15 protein-coding genes and 1 pseudogene are annotated in these 21987 nt (G+C 68.1%); 7 read left to right on the top strand and 9 right to left on the bottom strand.

Annotated features, from left to right (window positions below; genetic code table 11):
• Positions 1-271: 271 nt before the first annotated feature.
• The 3 genes from JI752_RS14260 to mutM form a co-directional block, all read right to left on the bottom strand.
• Positions 272-3103 carry a protein kinase gene (locus JI752_RS14260; protein ID WP_216965185.1) on the bottom strand — a complete coding sequence of 944 codons (2832 nt, stop codon included), beginning with the start codon at positions 3101-3103 and terminating at the stop codon, positions 272-274.
• A 45-nt stretch (positions 3104-3148) separates the two neighbouring features.
• Entirely contained in the window at positions 3149-3712 is a 564-nt protein-coding gene (locus JI752_RS14265) for an ECF-type sigma factor (RefSeq protein ID WP_216965187.1), read from the bottom strand.
• A gap of 125 nt (positions 3713-3837) precedes the next feature.
• On the bottom strand, positions 3838-4665 hold the full coding sequence (gene mutM / locus JI752_RS14270; RefSeq protein WP_216965189.1) for a bifunctional DNA-formamidopyrimidine glycosylase/DNA-(apurinic or apyrimidinic site) lyase: 828 nt from the start codon (positions 4663-4665) through the stop codon (positions 3838-3840).
• A 42-nt stretch (positions 4666-4707) separates the two neighbouring features.
• Here mutM and JI752_RS14275 point away from each other — a divergent pair, with 42 nt between their 5' ends.
• From JI752_RS14275 to JI752_RS14285, 3 genes are all read left to right on the top strand, one after another.
• A complete protein-coding gene (locus JI752_RS14275; RefSeq protein WP_216965192.1) occupies positions 4708-5583 on the top strand; it encodes a CHAD domain-containing protein in 876 nt (291 codons plus the stop codon).
• 139 nt (positions 5584-5722) lie between these two features.
• Positions 5723-6910 (top strand): fatty acid desaturase, encoded by a 1188-nt coding sequence (locus tag JI752_RS14280; protein WP_216965194.1) that lies wholly within the window; start codon positions 5723-5725, stop codon positions 6908-6910.
• Between the two features lie 119 nt (positions 6911-7029).
• Positions 7030-7377: a hypothetical protein gene (locus tag JI752_RS14285; protein WP_216965195.1), complete on the top strand. Its 348-nt coding sequence runs from the start codon at positions 7030-7032 to the stop codon at positions 7375-7377.
• Positions 7378-7612: 235 nt separating this feature from the next.
• Here JI752_RS14285 and JI752_RS14290 read toward each other — a convergent pair whose 3' ends face one another.
• The 4 genes and pseudogenes from JI752_RS14290 to JI752_RS14310 form a co-directional block, all read right to left on the bottom strand.
• The gene (locus tag JI752_RS14290) at positions 7613-8254 is read right to left on the bottom strand and encodes a DUF2931 family protein (protein WP_216965197.1); all 642 of its coding nucleotides are present in this window, start codon (positions 8252-8254) and stop codon (positions 7613-7615) included.
• 111 nt (positions 8255-8365) lie between these two features.
• A complete protein-coding gene (locus JI752_RS14295; RefSeq protein WP_216965198.1) occupies positions 8366-8995 on the bottom strand; it encodes a DUF2931 family protein in 630 nt (209 codons plus the stop codon).
• Positions 8996-9107: 112 nt separating this feature from the next.
• Positions 9108-9482 (bottom strand): annotated as a pseudogene (locus tag JI752_RS14300) (DUF2931 family protein); the annotation flags it as partial.
• Between the two features lie 254 nt (positions 9483-9736).
• The gene (locus JI752_RS14310; protein WP_216965205.1) at positions 9737-11587 is read right to left on the bottom strand and encodes a DUF2235 domain-containing protein; all 1851 of its coding nucleotides are present in this window, start codon (positions 11585-11587) and stop codon (positions 9737-9739) included.
• A 276-nt stretch (positions 11588-11863) separates the two neighbouring features.
• Between JI752_RS14310 and JI752_RS14315 the strand changes: the two genes are divergently transcribed.
• The 3 genes from JI752_RS14315 (at position 11864) to JI752_RS14325 (ending at position 17311) form a co-directional block, all read left to right on the top strand.
• On the top strand, positions 11864-14221 hold the full coding sequence (locus tag JI752_RS14315) for a Tex family protein (protein WP_216965207.1): 2358 nt from the start codon (positions 11864-11866) through the stop codon (positions 14219-14221).
• Between the two features lie 274 nt (positions 14222-14495).
• Entirely contained in the window at positions 14496-15803 is a 1308-nt protein-coding gene (locus tag JI752_RS14320) for an amidohydrolase (protein WP_216965210.1), read from the top strand.
• A gap of 140 nt (positions 15804-15943) precedes the next feature.
• Positions 15944-17311 (top strand): M20 family metallopeptidase, encoded by a 1368-nt coding sequence (locus JI752_RS14325; protein WP_216965211.1) that lies wholly within the window; start codon positions 15944-15946, stop codon positions 17309-17311.
• Between the two features lie 202 nt (positions 17312-17513).
• Here JI752_RS14325 and JI752_RS14330 read toward each other — a convergent pair whose 3' ends face one another.
• Positions 17514-17993, bottom strand: coding sequence for a tRNA (cytidine(34)-2'-O)-methyltransferase (locus JI752_RS14330; RefSeq protein WP_216965213.1), 480 nt, complete (start codon positions 17991-17993; stop codon positions 17514-17516).
• A 31-nt stretch (positions 17994-18024) separates the two neighbouring features.
• Positions 18025-18738, bottom strand: a complete 714-nt coding sequence (locus JI752_RS14335) for an SDR family oxidoreductase (protein ID WP_216965215.1) — start codon at positions 18736-18738, stop codon at positions 18025-18027.
• Between the two features lie 230 nt (positions 18739-18968).
• On the opposite strand from JI752_RS14335, the gene JI752_RS14340 reads away from it, so the two are divergent.
• On the top strand, positions 18969-21821 hold the full coding sequence (locus tag JI752_RS14340; RefSeq protein ID WP_216965217.1) for a pitrilysin family protein: 2853 nt from the start codon (positions 18969-18971) through the stop codon (positions 21819-21821).
• Positions 21822-21987: the final 166 nt, after the last annotated feature.

The following is a 21987-nucleotide window of genomic DNA, read 5'->3' on the forward strand; positions in this document are numbered from 1 at the left end:
TGTCATCGATGGACCGGATGCCCGAACGAGAGCGCATGGATGAACATTCCGCGTACTGCCCCACAGCCTTCATCTCGTGAAAAGCCGGTGAGGCAGAATCCTTTTTATGGCGTTATCTAGGCGTGAAACCGGGAGCGCGTGCCCGATGGCGTGACAATCTGGATCTCGGTTTCGAAGAAGCTGTCCCGAATCCCGAATCCCGAATCCCGAATCACGAATCACGAATCACGAATCACGAATCACGAATCCCGAATCCCGAATCACGAAAAGCCTAACCACACCCCCGCATGATCGCCGCCACCTCGCGTGGAATCGCACCGCCGTCGGGCTGTTCGCTCAACAACTGTTCGTGCAACGCATCCAGACGCGCCATCGCGGGATCGCGGTCCGGCCCGTGGCAGCGCAGCTGTGCGGCATAGGCTTGCGCGCGCCATGCCGTGCGGCGCAGGTCCAGGTCGCCGTGTGAGAGCCCGGCCAATGCATCCAGTCGCGTCAGCGCGCCGTCGTCGCCGTCCAGCGCCTGTGCGCGGGCCAGGGCCAGTTCGGCTTCGCGCGTGTTCGGATGCGTGCTGCCGTAGCCGCTGCGGGTGAGCGTCACGGCCTGCGCCAAGTGCGCCATGCCCTGGTCGTGCTGGCCGAGCGAGAGTTCGATCTGGCCCAGCAACCGGTCGGTGTCGCCGACCAGCGGGTGACGCGGGCCGAGTTCCTCGAGGCGCAACTCGCGCGCTTCCGTCACCGCTTTCAGCGCGGTGCGGTCGCGTCCCGACGCGTGCAGCAAGCGGGCCTGGTCGAACAGCGCGTCGGCCAGTCGCGGGACGTCGTCGTGTTGCCGGGCCAGCGTCACGGCGCGTTGCATGGAAGCCAGCGCGGTCGCGCTGTCGCCGCGCTCCCAGGTCACCAGGCCGAGCTGACGCTGCAGACGCCCGAGTTCGCCTGCACCGCGCCGGATTTCGCCCGGATCGCTTCCGCCCGCGCTGACGCGTCGTTGCTGTAGCGCGATGGCCTCGCGCAGTTCGGTTTCCGCCTGGGAATAGCGGCCCTGCTCGATGTGCAGCGCGGCCAGCTGGCGACGCAGCGAAAGCGTGGCCGGATGCTGCGCGCCATACACCTCCAGCGCGAGCGCGAAGGCATCCGACGCCGAGCGTTCGGCCGCATCCGTCTGGCCCAGGCCCTGCCGCAGCGATGCCATGCGCGAGCCGATCTCGACCATCAGCGCATGCCGTTCGCCCACTTTCTGACGCAGCTGGATGCGCGCTTGTTGATAGCCCTGCAACGCGGCGCCGGACTGGCCGGCATCGGCCTGCAGGTTGGCCAGGTCGATCAGGTTCTCCACCGTGCCCACTTCGTCGCGATCATCGCGGCGCAGCGTGAGCGAACGTTCGAACAACTGGCGCGCACCCTGGCGCTCGCCGTTGTCGCGACGGCAGCGGCCGAGTTGCGAGTAGAACTCGCTCACCTGCGGCGGCAATTGCGCCTGCTCGCGCCGCGCGGTTGCCAGCGCGGGTTGCATCAGGCCGATGCACTGCCGCGCCTCACCCAGCAAACGCAGCGCCTGGCCGCGCTGCGTCAGCGATTCCAGTTGCAGGCTCACGGGGACGTCCGGAGCGGATTCCAGCGCGACGGCCTGGCGGTTGAGCAGCACCAGCGCTTCGCGGTAATCGCCCAGGCCGATGCGCAGGCGTGCGATCACGCCCAGCAGTTCGGCGCGCGCGCGCGGTTGCCGCGCGAGTTCGCGGTTGCCGCGATCCAGCGAATCGTCGAGCAGGCCGCGCAGGTCCAGCGCCTGGCCTTCGGGCGTGCCACGCGCGCTTTCGAACACGCCGACCATGAAGTCCTGCATCGCCTGCGCGCGTCCGGCTTCGGCGACGGCCTGCCGCGCCTGCCAGGCGACGATCGCCAGCGCCGCGCTCAACACCACGGCCACGAGCGTGCCCGTCGCCAGCGACCAGCGGTGCCGGCGCAGGTATTTGCCGAAGCGGTAGCCCATGCTTTGCGGGCGCGCCTGCACGGGACGACCGGCCTCGTAGCGGCTCAGGTCCAGCGCCAGCGCTTCCACCGACGGATAGCGCTGCTCGGGCCGCTTGGACAGCGTCTTGAGCACGATGTTGTCCAGATCGCCGGCGAGCATGCGCGCGTGGCGGCGCAATGCGTGCACATCGGCGCCCGCGTCTTCGGCGCGACGCAGCAGCGTGTGCGAGGGATGCTGCGGATCGGCGGCGAGGATCGCCTCTTCCCATTCCGCATCGGTCTGCCGTTTCAGCCGGTACGGCTTGGTGTCGGTGAGCAGTTCGAACAGCACCACGCCCAGCGCGTACACGTCGGTCATCGTGGTGACGGGTTCGCCGCGCACCTGCTCGGGCGCGGCGTAGTGCAGGGTGAACGCGCGCACGCCGGTGCGCGTCTGCTCGACCATCGGCGCTTCGGAATCCAGCAGTTTGGCGATGCCGAAATCGAGCAGGCGCACGTCGCCGCTGGGTGTCACCAGGATGTTCGAGGGCTTGAGGTCGCGATGCACGATCAGGTTCGCGTGCGCGTGGCTCACCGCGTCGCAGATCTGATGGAACATGCGCAGCCGTTGCTCCAGCGGCAGCTGGTGGTTGCGGCAGTAGTCGGTGATCGGCTCGCCTTCGACGTACTCCAGCGCGAGGTACGGCAGGCCATCGGTGCTCATGCCCGCGTCGAGCAGGCGCGCGATGTGCGGGTGCGCCAGGCGCGCGAGGATCTGCCGCTCGCGCGAGAAGCGCACGCGCAGGTTGCTGTCGGCCAGGCCGGGGCGCAGCAGTTTCAGCGCGACGCGGCGCTGGTACAGGCCGTCGGCGCGCGCGGCCAGCCATACCTGGCCCATGCCGCCTTCGCCGAGCAGGCGTTCGAGTCGATACGGCCCGACTTCACCGCCTGCGCGCAGGCCGGCCAAAGGCGCGACCAGCGGTTCGGACAGGAAGTCCTCGTGGCTTTCGTCCAGCGTGATGAGCGTCTGCAGCTCTTCGGCCAGCGCGGGGTCTTCGTCGCGCAATTGCGCCAGGCGCAGCTCGCGCGCCTGCGGCTCCAGTTCGAAGAGCGCGTCGAGCAGCGGGGAGATGCGTTGCCAGCGCTCGGGATCCATCGGGACTCGACCTCAGGGATCAACGCGGGGCGCGTGGGAGAAACCTTACGAATCCTTCAACGACGCCAGCAGGAACAGCCGCGCCTTCTGCCAGTCGCGGCGGATGCTGCGCTCGGAACGCTCCAGCAGCGCGGCGATCTCCAGTTCCGACAGGCCGGCGAAGTAACGCAGTTCCACCACCTGCGCCAGGCGTGGATCGACGGCGGCGAGCTTGGTCAGCGCGGTGTCCAGGCCGAGGGTGTCTTCGTCCAGGCGCAGGCCGCCTTCGACGTCGTCGGGAAGTTCCGTGACGCGGTGCAGGTCGCCGCCGCGCTTCTGCGCCAGGCGCTGGCGCGCGTAATCCACGACCACGCTGCGCATGGCCGAGGCGGCGTAGGCGAAGAAGTGCGCGCGGTCGTCGAACTGCGCCTCGCGGCGGCCGATGAGCTTGAGATAGGCCTCGTGCACCAGGGCGGTGGCATCGAGCGTCTGCCCATGCTGGCCGGCGAGTTGGCGCCGCGCCATCGTGTGCAGTTCCTGATAAAGCGTGGCGAGCACGCGGTCGAGTGCGCCGCGGTCCCCTTCTCGTGCAGCATCCAGCAGCAGCGTGATATCGGCGGTGTCGGCCATGGGCAGCCCCGTGCGCAGTGGCTCGGAATATATCCCTTTTTGTGACATGCAACTCGAAAAAGTCGCGTCAGAATGGGCCGCGCCGCTCCTTCAGTTTTTTCTGACACTGCCTCATCGGGGCGGTGTCACTTCTGGCAGTGGCCGCACCAAACGGTCGTGCGTTGGCCGATGGCGGCCTGTTTCAGCGGCCGTCCGCAGCGCGGACAGGGCTCGCCGCCCCGGCCGTAGGCGGACAGTTCCTGCTCGAAATAGCCCGGGGCACCGTCCGGGGCGATGAAGTCCCGCAGCGTCGTCCCGCCGCGTTCGATGGCATGGCCGAGGATGCGGCGGACCTCGTCGGCCAGGCGCTGGTAGCGCTCGCGCGAGACCTTGCCGGCCGCGCGCAGCGGCGAGATGCCAGCGGCGAACAGCGCTTCGGCCACGTAGATGTTGCCAACCCCGACCACCACGCGTTGGTCCATCAGGAAGGTCTTCACCGGCGCGCTGCGGCCCCGGCTCAGGGCGAACAGGTAGTCGCCGTCGAAGCCGTCCGACAGCGGTTCCGGCCCCAGGTCGGCGAGCAGTTCGTGGGTGTCGCCGGGCGGTTGCCAGAGCAGGCAGCCGAACCGGCGCGGGTCGTTGAAGCGCAGCACGCGCGCGCCCTGTCGGCCTTCGGGGGCCAGCGCGATGTCGACGTGGTCGTGGGCGCGCACCGGCGTGTCGGCCGGCAGCACGCGCAGGCTGCCGGACATGCCCAGGTGCAGCAGGGCGCTGCCGGCCTGCGTGTCCAGCAACAGGTACTTGGCGCGTCGGCGCACCGACTCGATGCGCTGGCCGGGAAGCAGGCGCGCGACCTCGTCCGGGATCGGCCAGCGCAGGTCCGGCCGGCGCAGGGTCACGCCCGCCACGCGGCGGCCTTCGACGTGCGGCGCCAGGCCGCGACGGGTGGTTTCGACTTCGGGAAGCTCGGGCATGGGGCGAGCGTACTATCGGGATTCACGACCGGAGTCGGATGGATGGGTTCGCGACGCGCGATGGACAAGGCATCGCCCAGCCGAACGCAGGAACCCGCCGGCCCGGCCTCGCCCGGGGCGGCCCTGTGCGCCTACACGCGGGGCGAGATCGACGCCGCGCACGAGGCACTGGCCGACCCGGACCTGCACGAAGGCGTCCACCTGGCGCGCAAGGCGATCCGCCGCGCCCGCGCCGCGCTGGCGTTGGGCGACGGCCTCCTGGGCCCGGGCGCGGGGTTGCTCGACCGCGAACTGCGCGCGCTGAACCGCGGGCTGTCGACCCTGCGCGACGCGCACGCCCTGGTGGAAGTGCTCGACCGCCTGCTCAAGCGCGAACGCAAGGACGACGTGCGCCAGGTGCTGACGCGTGCATGCGAGGCCGCCGTCGCCGCGCGCTCCCGCGTCGGCGCGGCGGCGATCCAGACCGACCCCGGGCTGGGCGCGCGCCGGGCCCTGTTGGCGGTGTTCCGCGCCGCGTTGCCGGCGCTGGATTGGCACCGGCTGACGTCCGCCGGCCTGCGCATGGGCGTGGCCGACAGCGACCTGCGCACCCGCGAGGCGCAGGCCCGCGCACGCCACAGCGGCGACGACGAGGACTGGCACCGCTGGCGCCGTCGCGCCCGCCGCGCTTCGCAGCAGCGCCGGGCGCTGGAACTGATCGGCCTGCCGGTGGCCGCCGCGTCGGAGTTGTTCGACAAACGCACCGCCGAGCAGCTCGGCCGCGCCCAGGATCTCGCCCTGTTGCTGGACCATTGCCGCCGGGACTCCCCATTCAGCAAGCAGGACCGCCAAGCGTTGCGCGAGCGCGCGGAACCCGCGCTACGGCGTGCCCGGCGTCGCATCGCACGCAATCTCGACGTGGCTTGCCAGGCGGACTGAACGACCCCATCACAAATACAGGCCATACAGGCGCGAACGGTGCTGTGCCACTGGCATGATTCGCAACGGATGGCCGCGTGCCTGCCTGCCGCCCGATCGTTCACCGCTGTCCCGCCGGCAATCCCCGGAGCCGAAGTAAATGTCCGTTTCCCTGCTCGATTTCCTCGCCGGCGGCCTGGTCCAGGCCAGCTGGGGCGAAATGCTGATCTGGCTGCTGGTGGTCACCCAGCTGACGATCCTCTCCGTCACGCTGTACCTGCATCGTTCGATGGCGCACCGCTCGGTGGACTTCCATCCGGTGCTGGCGCACGTCTTCCGCTTCTGGGCGTGGCTCACCACCTCGATGATCACGCGCGAGTGGGCGGCGATCCATCGCAAGCACCACGCCAAGTGCGAGACCGAGGAAGACCCGCACAGCCCGCAGTTCAAGGGCATCGACACGGTGATGTGGCGCGGCGTGGAGCTGTACCGCGAAGCGCGCGGCCAGCGCGAGGACATCGAGAAGTACGGCAAGGGCTGCCCGGACGACTGGATCGAGCGCCACCTCTACACCCCGCACGCGACGATGGGCCCGGTGCTGATGCTGGCCATCAGCATCGTGCTGTTCGGCTTCATGGGCGTGGCGGCGTGGGCGATCCAGATGGTGTGGATCCCGTTCTGGGCCGCGGGCGTCGTCAACGGCCTGGGCCACTGGTGGGGCTACCGCAACTTCGAGACCACCGACACCGCGACCAACCTCACGCCGTGGGGCTTCTGGATCGGCGGCGAAGAACTGCACAACAACCACCATGCGTTCCCGAGCTCGGCGAAGTTCGCGCTGCGCAAGTGGGAGTTCGACATCGGCTGGAGCGCGATCAAGCTGTTGGAGAAGGTCGGCCTGGCCAAGGTGCTGCGCGTGGCGCCGACGCTCGACGTTCGCCCCAACATCGCCATGCCCGACGGTGAAACGCTGCGCGCGCTGCTGGCGATCCGCTTCCAGGCGATGACCGATTACTACCGCAACGTCACGCTGCCGGCGCTGCGCGAGGCGAAGTTCAAGCTGCCGCGCAATCTGCGCCAGGGCCTGGCCGACGACGGCCGCTGGCTGGACGACGACAAGCGCGCCAAGCTGCAGGCATGGCTGGCCGAACGCCCGAAGATGGCGACGCTGGCTGACTTCCGCCAGCGTCTGGCGCAGGTGCTCGACGACCGCTCGCACGACGCGCAGGCCACGCTGGCCAAGCTGCACGCCTGGTGCACCGAGGCCGAGGCCAGCGGCATCCAGGCGCTGCAGGCGTTCTCCGCGCGCCTGAAGGGCTACGCCCTGGCGCCGGCACGCACGGCCTGACCGTCGTTTCGATGGCGATGGACCGCGCCGTTCCGAACAAGCCCGCGCCGCAACGCGCGGGCTTTTTCTTGTGCGTGGCGCTGGCATGCGCCGCGAATGCGAACGCCCAATCGATCCCGATGAACCTGTCCGGCCGCACGCCGAGCGCGCCCGCGCAGGCGCCGGCCGAGGCGCCGCAAGTCGATCGTCCTGCCGTGGAAGCCAGCACCGACTACGTCGCGCGCATGGACGCCGATCACGACGGCCGCGTTTCGCTCGTCGAATACCAGGACTGGTTGAGCTACGCGTTCACGCGCATGGACGCCAACCGCGACGGCATGTTGTCGGTGGACGAACTGCCCGGCGGCCGCGGCACGCCGGTGAGCCTGGCCGACCACCGCCAGACGCTGGCCGAACGCTTCGCCCGCCAGGACCGCAACCGCGACGGCTTCCTCGACGCACAGGAATTGCTCGCACCGCCGCAGTAGCCCATGTCGGTAGCCCGGGCAAGCGCAGCGCACCCGGGTCGCGCGCCCGAGGCCCCGGGTGCGCTGCGCTTGCCCGGGCCACATGGCTTCATCCTGCGACTTTCAATCCGGCTTGCTGCCCTGGATGCCGCGCTTCTCGTCGTCGGTGGGGCGGAACGGGAAGGTGGACTTCGGGCCGTTGCCTCAACGCATCGAAACGCGCCGCCATCGAAGACGACGGCGGCGCGTCTTGGGTTCACCAACTGTCGTAGGGGATGCCGTATTCCTTGATGTAGCGCTGCGTGGCTGGTTCCAACTGCTCGAACGTGTAGGCGTACTGGCCGTTGGTTTGCCCTTGGCTTGGCCCTTGTGGCTCCACCTCCGCCTGGGCGCGGAGGATTTCAAGGTCTTTCAGACACGGTCCGATCAGCCACACACGGATCGCTCCTCCCGGAGCGACGCCGACTAGAACGCTGTCGTGATAGCCGGCTTCAGGAACCTTGCAGTCGACGCGATGCCGCTGACGCATCTGCTCTCGCGCGCTGGCCGGAATGACAAGTTCGGCGCGATACGTTTGCGGCTCCACCAACGATTGCCAGCGCACGTACAACGTTTGCGGCAGATCCGCGCCGACCACTTTGCGACCATAGTTGCCGCCGCTCCAGCCCCGCGTCGTTCGGCCTTGCACCGGGAGACCGGTATACGCGCCAAGGAACCTCAGGCCGCGCGTGTCCACCACATCCACGGTTTCCACCCACGCTTCCATGTAGGCGGGAACCATGACGCCAAGATGCCAAGCGTCGTAGGCAAGTGCGGGGCGCGGTGGCAGTCGCGACGCGGATGACACGCAGCCGCCCAATGTTGCCGACATCAGCAGCGCAATGATCCATTTCTTCATTGGATGGCCTCAGTCCGGTTTGTTGTCATAGGTGCCGCGCTTCCCGTCGTCGGTGGAGCGGAACGCATCGAAACGCGCCGCCATCGAAGACGACGGCGGCGCGTCTTGGGTTCACCAACTGTCGTAGGGGATGCCGTTCTTCTGGATGTATTGCTTTGCTTGCTCTGACAAAGGCCGGTACTTCCCGCTGGACTGCCCGGAATAGGGGCCCAATGGCTCCACCTCCGCCTGGGCGCGGAGGATTTCGAGGTCTTTCAGACACGGTCCGATCAGCCACACACGGATCGCTCCTGCCGGAGCGACGCCGACTAGAACGCTGTCGTGATAGCCGGCTTCAGGAACCTTGCAGTCGACGCGATGCCGCTGACGCATCTGCTCTCGCGCGCTGGCCGGAATGACAAGTTCGGCGCGATACGTTTGCGGCTCCACCAACGATTGCCAGCGCACGTACAACGTTTGCGGCAGATCCGCGCCGACCACTTTGCGACCATAGTTGCCGCCGCTCCAGCCCCGCGTCGTTCGGCCTTGCACCGGGAGACCGGTATACGCGCCAAGGAACCTCAGGCCGCGCGTGTCCACCACATCCACGGTTTCCACCCACGCTTCCATGTAGGCGGGAACCATGACGCCAAGATGCCAAGCGTCGTAGGGAAGTGCGGGGCGCGGTGGCAGTCGCGACGCGGATGACACGCAGCCGCCCAATGTCGCCGACATCAGCAGCGCAATGATCCATTTCTTCATTGGATGGCCTCAGTCCGGTTTGTTGTCATAGGTGCCGCGCTTCCCGTCGTCGGTGGAGCGGAACGCATCGAAACGCGCCGCCATCGAAGACGACGGCGGCGCGTTTTTGGGTTCACCAACTGTCGTAGGGGATGCCGTTCTTCTGGATGTATTGCTTTGCTTGCTCTGACAGAGTCACGTACTTACCCCCGTGTTGCCCCAAGTCGGGTCCAAGTGGCTCCACTTCCGCCTGAGCGCGGAGGATTTCCACCGCGCTGACACCTGGGCCGCCGATCCACAGCGCCACCTTCCCGCCTGGTGCCAGCCCAATGATCAGATCGCGGCGGTATTCCCATTGATCCGGGTAATGCACGTCCTGACCCTTTTGCAGCATCAGCCGCCGTGCATGGTCCGGAATCGTCAATGTGATGCGATAGGTCTGTGGCTCAACAAGCGACTGCCAGCGCACGTAGATGCGCGTAGGCAAGGCGGCTCCATTGATAGGAAAGCCACCGCCGACGGGGCGCCCACCCTTTCGTTGGGCCGCTCATGGGCACCAGGCCGGTGGCTCCCCGGAAACGCCGGCCCTGCGTGTCTTCGACGACGGTGTCTTCTACCCATGCCTCCATGCACCAAGGCGTCGCGTATCCCATCGACCAACTGCGGTAGGGAAGATTCGGCGAAGGTCGTGTCGCCGATGTGCACCCAGACAATGTCATAGCGATCAGTAGCGCGAACATCCAGTTCTTCATCGAGCGTTCCTCAATCGGGCTTGTTTGCATGGACACTGCGCTGCCCGTTGTCGGTGGGACGGAATGGGAAGACGAACTTCGGGCCGTTGCGGATGTTCTCTCTGATCGTCCAGTCGGCGTTGTAGTGCAAGTAGTGGCGACGCAGCAGCGCCTCGTCCTGTGGGGGGAGCCGCAACTGGCCTCCCGGGCCTTTCGCGTGGACGATCATCTTGTTCGTGATCGGACGTAGTTCCTCCGGCAGTGCGAGCGCGGGGACGTCATCGGGCGATTTGTCGAACGGAACGCCTGACTCGTTGGCCAGCGCATACATCACCCTCAACACCGCCAGCGAGTACGAACCGCGCACGACGCGGGTCATGCGCACCCGCGCATAGACCTTGCGCACCTGACGCGGAACCACGCTCGATGAGCCCGCTTCACGCTTCTGGAACACCACGGCCCATGCGTCGGGCTGCACTTGTCCGCTGTTGTCTTGGCCCACCCAGCCGCCCGAGCGCCAATACCCCGCGCGCTGCTCGGCCTCACGCCACGCGCGGCTGGCCTCCAGTGGCGTGTGTTCGGCTTCCTCATAGCCCACGGGCGCGGTGAGCAGCGTGTTCTCCCACTCCAAAGGCCGGTAGCCGCCGCCGATGTCCGAATGCACGCCCGGAAGGCCGATGTCGGCGAAATCCGGTTGGGCCGAGTTCAGCGCGAAATTGGCGCGGTGCTCGTCGCGTGCGGTCAGGTGCACCACGCGATCGGCGCAGCCGGGCGGCAGGTACAGATGCACGCCATGGTTGTGGTCGTCCTTGGGATCGAAGCCGTCGTCCGGTCCGGCGATGGCGGCCACGGTGTCGAACAGGCCGATGAAGCGCAGCTTGACGTCCGCGTCGGAAAAGCCGGGTTTGAAGATCGCGCCACCGCTGCGCAACGCCTGCCCGACCGGGCCGGCCATGCCTTTGCGGATCAAGTTGACGAAGTGGCGCGAGGCGGCCGCGCCACGGCTGAAGCCTAAGATGTCGTACTCGATAGCCACAATCTCGATATCGTCACCAGCAACTGCGCGGGCACGCCTGATCGCGTCCGACACTCCGGCCAGGGCCTCCGCAACCTTCGCCAGCACCCCCGTCGATCCCGTGCCCAACCCCGAACCGATCAGGTTGTCCGCCTCCCCGTCGCGGGTGGCAGGCCCCTCCACATAGACACGTACGCAGAAGCGAGGACGCCCTTGGGCATCGGGCTGCGCCTGTGCCTGTTCCAGCGACTGCGTTTCGGCATACAAGTCATACAGCCGCGCCACATTCGTCGCATCTTTCGCATAACTGATGTTGTCGATGCCGCGTTCGCGCAGGCAAGCGCGGAACGCGGTGTCCTCTTCCTGGCTGAAAATGCCTAGCTCTTGCGGATAACACTCCGTGCCGCGCGCGACATTGCCGGCATTGTTGCCCGTGCCGTCCTGGAAGATGGCGATGCGCAGGGCGACTTGAATGCGCGATGTCGACGAGGCGCGCGCCCCCACAAAGCGCGCGGGCTCCGACCCGTCGGCCGGAGAAGGTGCGAACCCTCTCGACCACGCGTCTGCATGGCCTGGCGAAGTGGGCGAATCGCGCCCCCACTGATAGTTGACCGAAGACAGCACGCAACAGCCGCAGGCCAAGCGTGCGCGGTCGAATACCACGCCGCGCCCGTTGACCGAGCGCTGGGGATCACCGTCGCCGATAGGATATTGGCCTTGATGCGTGTCGCACCAACCCAGGTCGCCCTCCAGCACGACCGGCACGCCATCGACGATCAACAGGGGCCCGCCGCTGGCCTGCAGCATCTTCCCGCCGCCTTCTACGGGGTCCCCGAGGCGAATCAGGCCCTCCTTACCACCGGCCATGCGGCACCTCCCGAGATGCAACGCAGCAGCGCGTCTTGCGCAGTAATCGAGCGAACCGCCGAAATGTCGTCGTATTCATATCGCAATCCTTTGTTTGGCATGGCCGCGCACGTTTGCGGCCGCTACGAGTGAGGCGTCCTGGTCAGGTGAATCCCATCAGATACTTCCGAAAATGCGAGCGACGCCGAACGGCTTGTCAAGGCGTGCGCGAACCCGCCCCGGTTGCGACAATCGCCGTTCCGCCCGGCCCCGCCGGGGCTCAGACGATTGGAAGCAATGCAGGACCTCAAGCAAGTCGCCGCAAAGATCGCCCGCCTCATCGCCGAGGAAATCAACGCCCAGACGCAGCAGGCGCAGGCCGCCATCGCACTGCTCGACGAAGGCGCGACCGTTCCCTTCATCGCGCGCTACCGCAAGGAAGTCACCGGCGGCCTGGACGACACGCAGCTGCGCAACCTCGAAACGCGCCTGACCTACCTGCGCGAACTGGAAGACCGCCGCGCCGCGGTGCTGAGCAGCATCGAGGAGCAGGGCAAGATGACCGACGCGCTGCGCGCGGACATCGAAGCGGCCGACAGCAAGGCACGCCTTGAAGACCTGTACCTGCCGTACAAGCAAAAGCGCCGCACGCGCGCGCAGATCGCGCGCGAGGCCGGGCTGGAGCCGCTCGCCGACGGGCTGCTCGCCGATCCCACGCAGGTTCCGGAAGCCGTCGCGGCCGGTTTCGTCGACGCCGAGAAGGGCGTGGCCGACGCGAAGGCCGCGCTCGACGGCGCGCGCGCGATCCTCATGGAGCGCTGGGGCGAAGACGCCGCGCTCGTCGGCGAGCTTCGCAACTGGCTCGGCGAGGTCGGCGTGATCCGCTCGCGCGTGGCCGAAGGCAAGGAGACCGCCGGCGAGAAGTTCCGCGATTACTTCGACCACGCCGAACCGCTGGCGAAGATTCCCTCGCACCGTCTGCTCGCGCTGTTCCGCGGGCGTCGCGAGGAATTCCTGTTCATCGATCTGGATCCGGGCACCGACGCCGACGCCGGCCACCTGCAGGGCGAAGGCCGCGTGGCCGTGCACGCCGGCATCAAGGCGCAGGGTCGCCCCGCCGACAAGTGGCTGGTGGATTCCTGCCGCCTGACGTGGAAGGCCAAGCTGCACCTGCACCTCACGCTCGACCTGTTCGCGCAGGCGCGCGAGAAGGCCGAAAGCGAGGCCATCGACGTCTTCGGCGACAACCTCAAGGACCTGCTGCTGGCCGCGCCCGCCGGGCCGAAGGCCGTGCTCGGCCTCGACCCGGGCCTGCGCACCGGCGTGAAGGTCGCCGTGGTCGATCGCACCGGCAAGCTCGTCGACACCGCGACGATCTATCCGCACGAACCCAAGCGCCAGTGGGACCAGTCGCTGATGATCCTGCGCGCGTTGTGCGCGAAGCATTCGGTGGAACTGATCGCCATCGGCAACGGCACCGCCTCGCGCGAGACCGACAAGCTCGCCGGCGATCTGATCAAGCTGGCACCGGAAGCGAAGATGCAGAAGATCGTCGTCAGCGAGGCCGGTGCGTCGGTGTACTCGGCGTCGGAATTCGCGGCGAAGGAATTCCCGGACCTGGACGTGTCGATTCGCGGCGCGGTGTCGATCGCACGGCGCCTGCAGGATCCGCTGGCGGAGCTGGTGAAGATCGAGCCCAAGGCGATCGGCGTGGGCCAGTACCAGCACGATGTGGACCAGTTCAAGCTGGCGCGCGCGCTGGACGCGCGCGTCGAGGACTGCGTGAACGCGGTCGGCGTGGACGTGAACACCGCGTCCGCTGCGCTGCTCACGCGCGTGTCGGGGCTGTCGTCGACGATCGCGCAGAACATCGTCGTCTACCGCGACGCCAACGGTGCGTTCAAGTCGCGCAAGGAACTGCTGAAAGTGCCGCGCCTGGGCGACAAGACGTTCGAGCAGTGCGCCGGCTTCCTGCGCATCGCCGATGGCGACCAGCCGCTGGACGCCTCGTCGGTGCACCCGGAGGCGTACCCGGTGGTGGAGCGCATCCTCAAGCAGTGCGGTCGCGAAGTGAAGTCGCTGATCGGCGACGCGCCGACCCTGCGCGGATTGAAGGCCGAGCAGTTCACCGACGAGAAGTTCGGCGTGCCGACCGTGCGCGATATCCTGAAAGAGCTGGAAAAGCCGGGCCGCGACCCGCGCCCGGAGTTCAAGGCCGCGCGCTTCGCCGATGGCGTGGAGGACATCAAGGACCTGCGCGAAGGCATGATCCTGGAAGGCGTGGTGAGCAATGTGGCGGCGTTCGGCGCGTTCGTCGACATCGGCGTGCACCAGGACGGGCTGATCCACATTTCCGCGCTGTCGGACAAGTACGTGAAGGATCCGCGCGAAGTGGTGAAGGCGGGCGACATCGTCAAGGTGAAAGTGCTGGAGGTCGACGTGGCGCGCAAGCGCATCGCACTGACGCGCCGCCTGGACGACAGCGCGCCGGCGCCGCGCGCGGGCGGTCGCGACGATCGCGATGCACCGCGAGGCGGTGCGCCGCGCGGCGGACGCGATGCACGCGGTGGCGGCTTCAACGCCGCGCGCACGAACACGCCGCCGCCGATGAACAACGCGCTCGCCGCGGCGTTCGCGAAGGCGAAGAAGGACTGACGGACGCGTCTTTCGGTATGTAGCCCGGGTAAGCGCAGCGCACCCGGGTTGCGCGTCGTTCCCCGGGTGCGCTGCGCTTGCCCGGGCTACTGGAGCTGGCGGGAGAAGGTGCCGGCAGGCGGATGAGGGCGCGGGGAAGAGGGGCAAAAGCCGGCGTTGGATATGACGTTGGGGCATGTCCTCAGTCGCGCATGGCCGTGTGCGCGCCAGACCGCGCATCGTCCGGACGGCCCGCAGCCGCTAGGATCGGTCCATTCCCACCGATCCTCCTGCCATGCGCCCGCACCTGCTGCCTGTCCTGATCGCCTCCCTGCTCGCCACGCCCGCCTTCGCGCAGTCGTCCGATGCAACGCCGGACATCGCCACCGCCGCACAATCCGTGCAGAAGGACGTCGTCGCCTGGCGTCGCGACATCCACCAGCATCCGGAACTGGGCAACAACGAAGTCCGCACCGCCAAGCTCGTCGCCGACCAGCTGCGCAAGCTCGGCCTGCAAGTGAAGACCGGCGTCGCGCACACGGGCGTGGTGGCCGTGTTGAAGGGCGGCAAGCCCGGACCGCGCATCGCACTGCGCGCCGACATGGACGCGTTGCCGGTGACCGAGCAGACCGGCCTGCCGTTCGCCTCGAAGGTGAAGACCACCTACCGTGGCCAGGACGTGGGCGTGATGCACGCCTGCGGCCATGACGCGCACGTGGCGATCCTGCTCGGTGTGGCGACGGCGCTCGCCGCGCAGAAGGCGACGCTGCCGGGCGAAGTCATGTTCGTCTTCCAGCCGTCGGAAGAAGGCCCGCCGAATCCCGGCGAGAACTTCGGCGCGGAGTTGATGTTGGACGAAGGCGTCTTCCGCGACTTCAAGCCCGACGCTGTCTTCGGCCTGCACGTCTGGGCGGGGCTGCCGGTGGGCCAGGTCGGCGTGCGCAGCGGGCCGATGCTCGCCGCCGCGGACGAATGGAGCCTGACGGTGCGCGGAAAGCAGACGCACGGCTCGCGGCCGTGGGACGGCGTGGACCCGATCACCGTCGCCGCGCAGATCCTGCTCGGCACGCAGAGCCTGATCGCGCGCCAGGTGAACATCGCCGCGACACCAGCGGTGCTGACCGCCGGCCAGTTCAACGCCGGCGTGCGCTTCAACATCATTCCCGACGAAGCGAAGCTGGTCGGCACGCTGCGCACGTTCGATGCGGCGCAGCGCGAGGACATCATCAACCGCTTCCGGCGCACGGCAGAAGATTTCGCCCATGCCAGCGGCGCAACGGCGACGCTCGATGTCGCCGCCAACGCGCCGGCGACCGTCAACGATCCGGCGCTGACCGCGCGCGTGCGCCCCTCGCTGCAACGCGCGGTGGGCGAGGCGAACGTCGTCGAGATGCCGATGGTGACGGTGGCGGAGGACTTCGCGCAGTTCGCCAACACGGTGCCGGGCGTGTACTTCTTCGTCGGCTCCACGGCGAAAGGCACCGACCCGGCGAAGGCGCCGATCAACCATTCGCCGCAGTTCCTGCTCGACGAACAGGCGCTGGACGTCGGCGTGCGCGTGACGTTGCAGGTGGCGCTGGATTATTTGCGCGGCGCGCAGTAAGCCCGACGTAGCCCGGGTAAGCGAAGCGCACCCGGGGTCGAGCGTGAGGGCTCCCGGGTGCGCTTCGCTTACCCGGGCTACCCAATCCGGCAAAGTCGTGTGCGTTAGGATCGACGGACCAACCGGGGAGAGTTCCGTCGATGCGCCTGATGCCCGCGCTGCTGAGCAGCGCTTTGCTTGCCACGCCCTTGTTCGCACACGCGCAGACCGCGCCTGCCGGCGAGCGGCCCGAAGTCGTCGCCGCCGCCAAGGCCGTGCAGCAGAAGGTCGTCGCCTGGCGGCGTGATTTCCACCAGCACCCGGAGCTGTCCAACCGCGAGGAGCGCACCGCCGCCAAGGTCGCCGAGCACCTGCGCGCACTCGGCCTGAAGCCGAAGGTCGGCATCGCGCACCATGGCGTGGTCGCGATCATCGAAGGCGGCAAGCCCGGCCCGCGCGTCGCGCTGCGCGCCGACATGGACGCGCTGCCGGTGACCGAGCAGGTGGACCTGCCGTTCGCGTCGAAGGCCACGGCGACGTTCCGCGGCGAGACGGTCGGCGTGATGCACGCCTGCGGCCATGACGCGCACACCGGCATCCTGCTCGGCATCGCCGATGCGCTGGTGAAGATGAAGGCCGATCTGCCTGGTTCGGTGATGCTGGTCTTCCAGCCGTCGGAAGAGGGCGCGCCCGACGGCGAGGAAGGCGGTGCATCGCTGATGCTGGAGGAGGGCCTGTTCAAGGACTTCAAGCCTGACGCGATGTTCGGATTGCACGTGTTCTCGACGCTGCCGGTCGGCCAGATCGGCGTGCGCCAGGGGCCGCTGATGGCGGCGTCCGACAAGTTCACCATCAAGGTGAAGGGCCGTCAGACCCACGGCTCGCGTCCGTGGGGCGGCATCGATCCCATCGTCGCCGCGGCCGACGTGATCGGCACGGCGCAGACCATCGTCAGCCGCCGCACCGACATCGCCAAGTTGCCGGCGGTGGTGAGCTTCGGCGCGATCAAGGGCGGCATCCGCTACAACATCATTCCGGATGAGGTGGAGCTGGTCGGCACGATCCGCACCTTCGACGAGGGCATGCGCCAGCGCATCTTCGGCGACCTGAAGAACGTGGCCGAGCATGTCAGCGCCGCCAACGGCGCGACCGCCGTGGCGAACGTGCCCGACAGCGACGGCAACCCGGTAACGGTGAACGATCCGGCGCTGACCGCGCGCATGATCCCGAGCCTGCAGGCCGTGGCCGGCGCGGCCAACGTGATCGAACCGCCGCTGCAGATGGGCGCGGAGGATTTCTCGTTCTACGCGAAGGAAGTGCCGGCGATGTTCTTCTTCGTCGGCGCGACGTCCAAGGGCATCGACCCGGTGACGGCGCCGAGCAACCACTCGCCGAAGTTCGCGCTGGACGAGTCGGCGCTGGACCTGGGCCTGCGCGCGCTGCTGCAGGTGACGCTGGATTATCTGCATGCGCCGACGGGCGCGGTGGCGGCGAGCGGCGCGGAGGCTGCGGAGCACGCCGAGGGTTGAGATCGCAGCGGCATCGATGAGCCGTCATCCCGGCAAAGGCCGGGATCCAGGCCGAATGCGCCTCGATGCTCGCGTTCTCACATTCGCCGTCATCCCAGCGAAAGCTGGGATCCATCTTGCTTTCCGATGAGCGCGTCGAGACAAATCAAAATGGATCCCAGCTTTCGCTGGGATGACGGAAAGAAGGAGCTGCGCGGAGGCCCTACGCGCTCCCCGCAAACCCACTCTGCCGCCACGCCTCGAACACCACCACCGCCACCGCGTTGGACAGGTTGAGGCTGCGGTTCTCCGGTCGCATCGGCAGGCGCAGGCGCTGCGCGGCGGGGACGCTCTCGAGCACGTCCGTCGGCAGGCCGCGCGTCTCCGGGCCGAAGAGGAATGCATCGCCCGCTTCGTAACGCGGCGTATCGAAGCGCACCGTCCCGCGCGTACTCAGCGCGAACAACCGCGGCGGCTTGCCGTTGGCGGCGGTGATCGTCGCCAGCGCGGCGGACAGGTCGGCGTGCACCTGCAAGGTCGCGTACTCGTGATAGTCGAGCCCCGCGCGCTTGAGCTGCTTGTCTTCCAGCGTGAACCCCAGCGGTTCGATCAGGTGCAGCCGTGCGCCCGTGTTGGCGCACAGGCGGATCACGTTGCCCGTGTTGGGCGGGATTTCCGGCTGGAACAGGATGACGTCGAACATGCGCGCATGATCGCCCGCGACACGGCGCGCGTCACCACGCGACGGGCTTGCCGCGGTAGTCGATGAAGCGGCCGCTGTCGGCGGACTTGAGCCCGTCGATGACCTTCAGCAGCCCGCGCACGGATTCGGTCGCCGGGATCTGCGCGCCGCTGCCGCCCATGTCGGTCTGCACCCAGCCCGGATGCAGCGCCACCACCGTGATCGAGCGCTCGCGCAGCGCGGAGGCCAGCAACGCGGTGCCCATGTTCTGCGCGGCCTTCGACATCGCATAGCTGGGCGTGTAGAAGCCCTCCACCGCCTCGATCGAACCCAGCACCGACGACAGGTTCGCGACCTTGGCGCCGTCGGCGAGGCGTTCGGCCAGCGCCTGGGTGAGCAGGAACGGCCCGGATGCGTTGGTGCGGAAGCTGTCGTCCAGCTGCGCGGGCGGCACGTGGCCGAAGCGCTCGCCCGAATGCAGCACGCCGGCGTTGTTGACCAGCAGGTCGATGCCGTCGATGACCAGCGGCAGTTCGCGGGCCAGTTCGGCGTGCGTTTTCGGTTCGGCCACGTCCAGCGGCAGCACATGCAGGCGGCCGGGATGCTCGCCGACGAGCTGGTTGAGGGCGTTGGCCTTGCCGGGGTGGCGGCTGGTGGCGACGACATGGTCGCCGGCGGCCAGGAGCTGGCGGACGAATTCCAGGCCGAGGCCCCGGTTGGCGCCGGTGACCAGACTGCGTCGGGGAGTGCGCTGGGTGGGCGACATCGCGGGCGTCCGGCCGGAAGGGACGCCCAGTCTAGGGAGGATGGGGTGGAGCCGTCGCTTCGATGCCGGCCCGCACCCCGGATCACCGCATCGGGCCCGGCTGTATCGATACGAAATTGACACCTCGGCTCGGGACTTGTGGCCTAGTGCCGCCGTTCACGACGCGCGGCTAGGATGCTGGACCGGCCTGGCCTTCCGGCCCGGCCCCGCTTTTTCCAAGGAGTCCCCCCATGTCGCTGTCGTCCCGCCCGCGCGCTGCCGCGCTCGCCCTGGCCCTGGCCGTTACCTTCACCGGCGTCGCCTTCGCGCCGGCGACCGTGACCGCCGCGCCGAAGGCGACGGTCGACATTCCCTATGAGGAGTTCACCCTCCCCAACGGTCTGCGCGTGGTGGTGCACACCGACCGCAAGGCGCCGATCGTGGCGGTGAACCTGTGGTACCACGTCGGCAGCAAGGACGAGCCGGCCGGGCGCACGGGCTTCGCCCACCTGTTCGAGCACCTGATGTTCAACGGTTCGGAGAACCACCGCGGCGAGTACTTCGAACCCTTCGAGCTGGTCGGCGCGACCGACATGAACGGCACGACCAACTCCGACCGCACCAACTACTTCCAGAACGTGCCCACCACCGCGCTCGACATGGCGCTGTGGATGGAGTCCGACCGCATGGGCCACCTGCTCGGCGCGATCGACCAGAAGGTGCTCGACGAGCAGCGCGGCGTGGTCCAGAACGAAAAGCGCGAGGGCGAGAACCAGCCCTACGGCCAGGTCTGGGATGCGCTGGGCAAGGCGCTGTATCCCAAGACGCACCCGTACCACCACAGCACGATCGGCTCGATGGCCGACCTGGACGCCGCCTCGCTGGATGACGTGAAGGGCTGGTTCCGCACCTGGTACGGGCCGAACAACGCGGTGCTGGTGCTGGCCGGCGACATCGACGTGGCCACCGCGAAGGAAAAGGTCACGCGCTTCTTCGGCGACATCCCGGCCACGCCGACGATGGCGCAGCCGAAGGTGGACGTCGCGCCGCTGGCGCAGTCCACCCGCGCGACCATGACCGACAAGGTGCCGCAGGCGCGCATCCACCGCGTGTGGAACGTGGCGCAGGTCGGCACGCCGGAATTCGACAAGCTGCAGCTGTTCGCCCAGGTGCTGGGCGGCAGCAAGTCCTCGCGCCTGGACAAGCGACTGCTGCATGAGGAAAAGCTGGTCGACAACGTGTCCGCGGCCGCGTACCCGATGCAGCTGAGCTCCAACTTCGTCATCACCGCCGACGTGAAGCAGGGCGTGGATCCGGCGAAGGTCGAGGCGATCATCGACGAGGAGCTGAAGAAGCTGCTCCGCGACGGTCCGACGAAGACGGAACTCGAACAGGCGCGCACCGTCTTCAAGGCCGGCTTCGTGCGGGGCATCGAGCGCATCGGCGGCTCCGGCGGCAAGGCCGACGCGCTGGCCGAGTGCACCGTATACACCGGCGACCCGGGTTGTTTCCGCGACAGCCTGAAGATCATCGACACCGCCAGCGCGACCGACCTGGGCAAGGTCGCCAACACCTGGTTGACGAAGGGAAGCCACACGCTCGTCGTGGTGCCGGGCGATCGCACGGCCGTCGCCGAGGACGCTTCGGTCACGCCCGCGCCGCTGACCCTGCCGCCGGTGGATGCGAAGTACACCACCACGCCCGCGACGGTCGACCGCAGCCTGGGCGTGCCGCAGACCACGCGCTACCCGGACCTGAAATTCCCCTCGCTGCAGCGCGCCACGCTCAAGAACGGCACCACCGTCATCCTCGCCGAACGCCACGACATCCCCGTGGTGCAGATGAGCTACGAGTTCACCGGCGGCTTCAGCGCCGACCAGGGCCGCAAGCTGGGCACCTCGAGCTTCGCGATGGGCATGATGGACGAAGGCGCCGGCGAGCTGGACGCGCTGGCCTTCGGCGATCGCGCCGAATCGCTGGGCGCCAACCTCGGCGCGGGCGCCTCGCTCGACGGCGGCAAGGCGTATCTGTCGGCGTTGAAGCAGAACCTGGATCCGTCGGTGGCGCTGTTCTCGAAGATGCTGCGCGAGCCGCGCTTCGACCAGAAGGAAATCGACCGCGTGAAGGCGACCTGGATCGCCGGCATCAAGCAGGAAAAGGCCCGCCCCAACGGCGCCGCGCTGCGCGTGCTGCCGCCGCTGCTGTACGGCCAGGGCCATGCGTACGCGATGCCGTTCAGCGGCAGCGGCACGGAGGAGTCCATCGCCTCGCTCACGCGCGATGACCTGGTGGACTTCCATCGCGACTGGGTGCGTCCGCAGGACGCGACGCTGATCGTGGTGGGCGACACCACGCTGAAGGAAATCGTCCCGCTGCTGGACAAGCACCTGGGCGACTGGAAGCCCACGGGCGACGCGCCGCCGCGACCGCAGATCGGCGAGGTCGCCCGTCCCGCGAAGCCGCGCGTGTTCCTGATCGACCAGCCGGGCGCCGTGCAGGCCAATATCTTCGCCGGCGAAGTCGTGCCTTCGACCAAGGACGCCGATTCGGTGCGCTTCGACATCGCCAACTCGGTGCTGGGCGGCGAGTTCTCCTCGCGTCTGAACATGAACCTGCGCGAGGGCAAGCACTGGGCCTACGGCGCCTACAGCTTCTCGGCCAACGCGCTGGGCCAGCGCCCGTGGATGGCCTTCGCGCCGGTGCAGATCGACAAGACCGCCGATTCGCTGAAGGAACTGCAGCGCGAGATCACCGACTACGCCAGCGGCAAGGCGCCGCCGCAGCCGGAGGAAGTGGCGAAGATCCAGGCCACCGAGATCCGCAGCCTGCCGGGCGCGTTCGAAACCGGTTCGGCCGTGCTGGGCGCGATCAGCGGCATCGTCCGCTACGACCGGCCGGACGACTACGTGTTCCAGCGCAAGGCGCAGATCGAAGCCCTGACGCCGGAGCAGGTGAAGGCGGCCGCGGCGACGCTCGATCCCAAGGCGCTGACGTGGGTGGTGGTCGGCGATCTCAAGCAGATCGAAAAACTCGTGCGCGCGCTGAACCTGGGCGAGGTGCACGTGCTCGACGCCGACGGCAACACGATCGCCGCCAAGCCCTGATCCGGCACAGCTCCCCGGCCGTTTGCCGGGGGCTATCGGCCCGGAACCGCAAACCGCGGCGGTGGCCTCAGTCGCGGTTCACGGGTTGGCGTTCACAACCTGCCTCGGTGCGGCGACAATCGCGCCCGTTCCTATTCATGTTTGCTGCGCGGCGTCCGCGCCGCAC

Origin of the sequence: Lysobacter sp. MMG2 (genome assembly GCF_016735495.2) — a bacterium.
Taxonomy (GTDB): Bacteria; Pseudomonadota; Gammaproteobacteria; order Xanthomonadales; family Xanthomonadaceae; genus Lysobacter_J.

Coding starts and splice junctions, on each gene's coding strand:
- JI752_RS14260 (WP_216965185.1), bottom strand. CDS start 3,103: ATGGATCCCGAGCGCTGGCAACGCATCTCCCCGCTGCTCGACGCGCTC.
- JI752_RS14265 (WP_216965187.1), bottom strand. CDS start 3,712: ATGGCCGACACCGCCGATATCACGCTGCTGCTGGATGCTGCACGAGAA.
- mutM (WP_216965189.1), bottom strand. CDS start 4,665: ATGCCCGAGCTTCCCGAAGTCGAAACCACCCGTCGCGGCCTGGCGCCG.
- JI752_RS14275 (WP_216965192.1), top strand. CDS start 4,708: ATGGGTTCGCGACGCGCGATGGACAAGGCATCGCCCAGCCGAACGCAG.
- JI752_RS14280 (WP_216965194.1), top strand. CDS start 5,723: ATGTCCGTTTCCCTGCTCGATTTCCTCGCCGGCGGCCTGGTCCAGGCC.
- JI752_RS14285 (WP_216965195.1), top strand. CDS start 7,030: ATGAACCTGTCCGGCCGCACGCCGAGCGCGCCCGCGCAGGCGCCGGCC.
- JI752_RS14290 (WP_216965197.1), bottom strand. CDS start 8,254: ATGAAGAAATGGATCATTGCGCTGCTGATGTCGGCAACATTGGGCGGC.
- JI752_RS14295 (WP_216965198.1), bottom strand. CDS start 8,995: ATGAAGAAATGGATCATTGCGCTGCTGATGTCGGCGACATTGGGCGGC.
- JI752_RS14310 (WP_216965205.1), bottom strand. CDS start 11,587: ATGGCCGGTGGTAAGGAGGGCCTGATTCGCCTCGGGGACCCCGTAGAA.
- JI752_RS14315 (WP_216965207.1), top strand. CDS start 11,864: ATGCAGGACCTCAAGCAAGTCGCCGCAAAGATCGCCCGCCTCATCGCC.
- JI752_RS14320 (WP_216965210.1), top strand. CDS start 14,496: ATGCGCCCGCACCTGCTGCCTGTCCTGATCGCCTCCCTGCTCGCCACG.
- JI752_RS14325 (WP_216965211.1), top strand. CDS start 15,944: ATGCGCCTGATGCCCGCGCTGCTGAGCAGCGCTTTGCTTGCCACGCCC.
- JI752_RS14330 (WP_216965213.1), bottom strand. CDS start 17,993: ATGTTCGACGTCATCCTGTTCCAGCCGGAAATCCCGCCCAACACGGGC.
- JI752_RS14335 (WP_216965215.1), bottom strand. CDS start 18,738: ATGTCGCCCACCCAGCGCACTCCCCGACGCAGTCTGGTCACCGGCGCC.
- JI752_RS14340 (WP_216965217.1), top strand. CDS start 18,969: ATGTCGCTGTCGTCCCGCCCGCGCGCTGCCGCGCTCGCCCTGGCCCTG.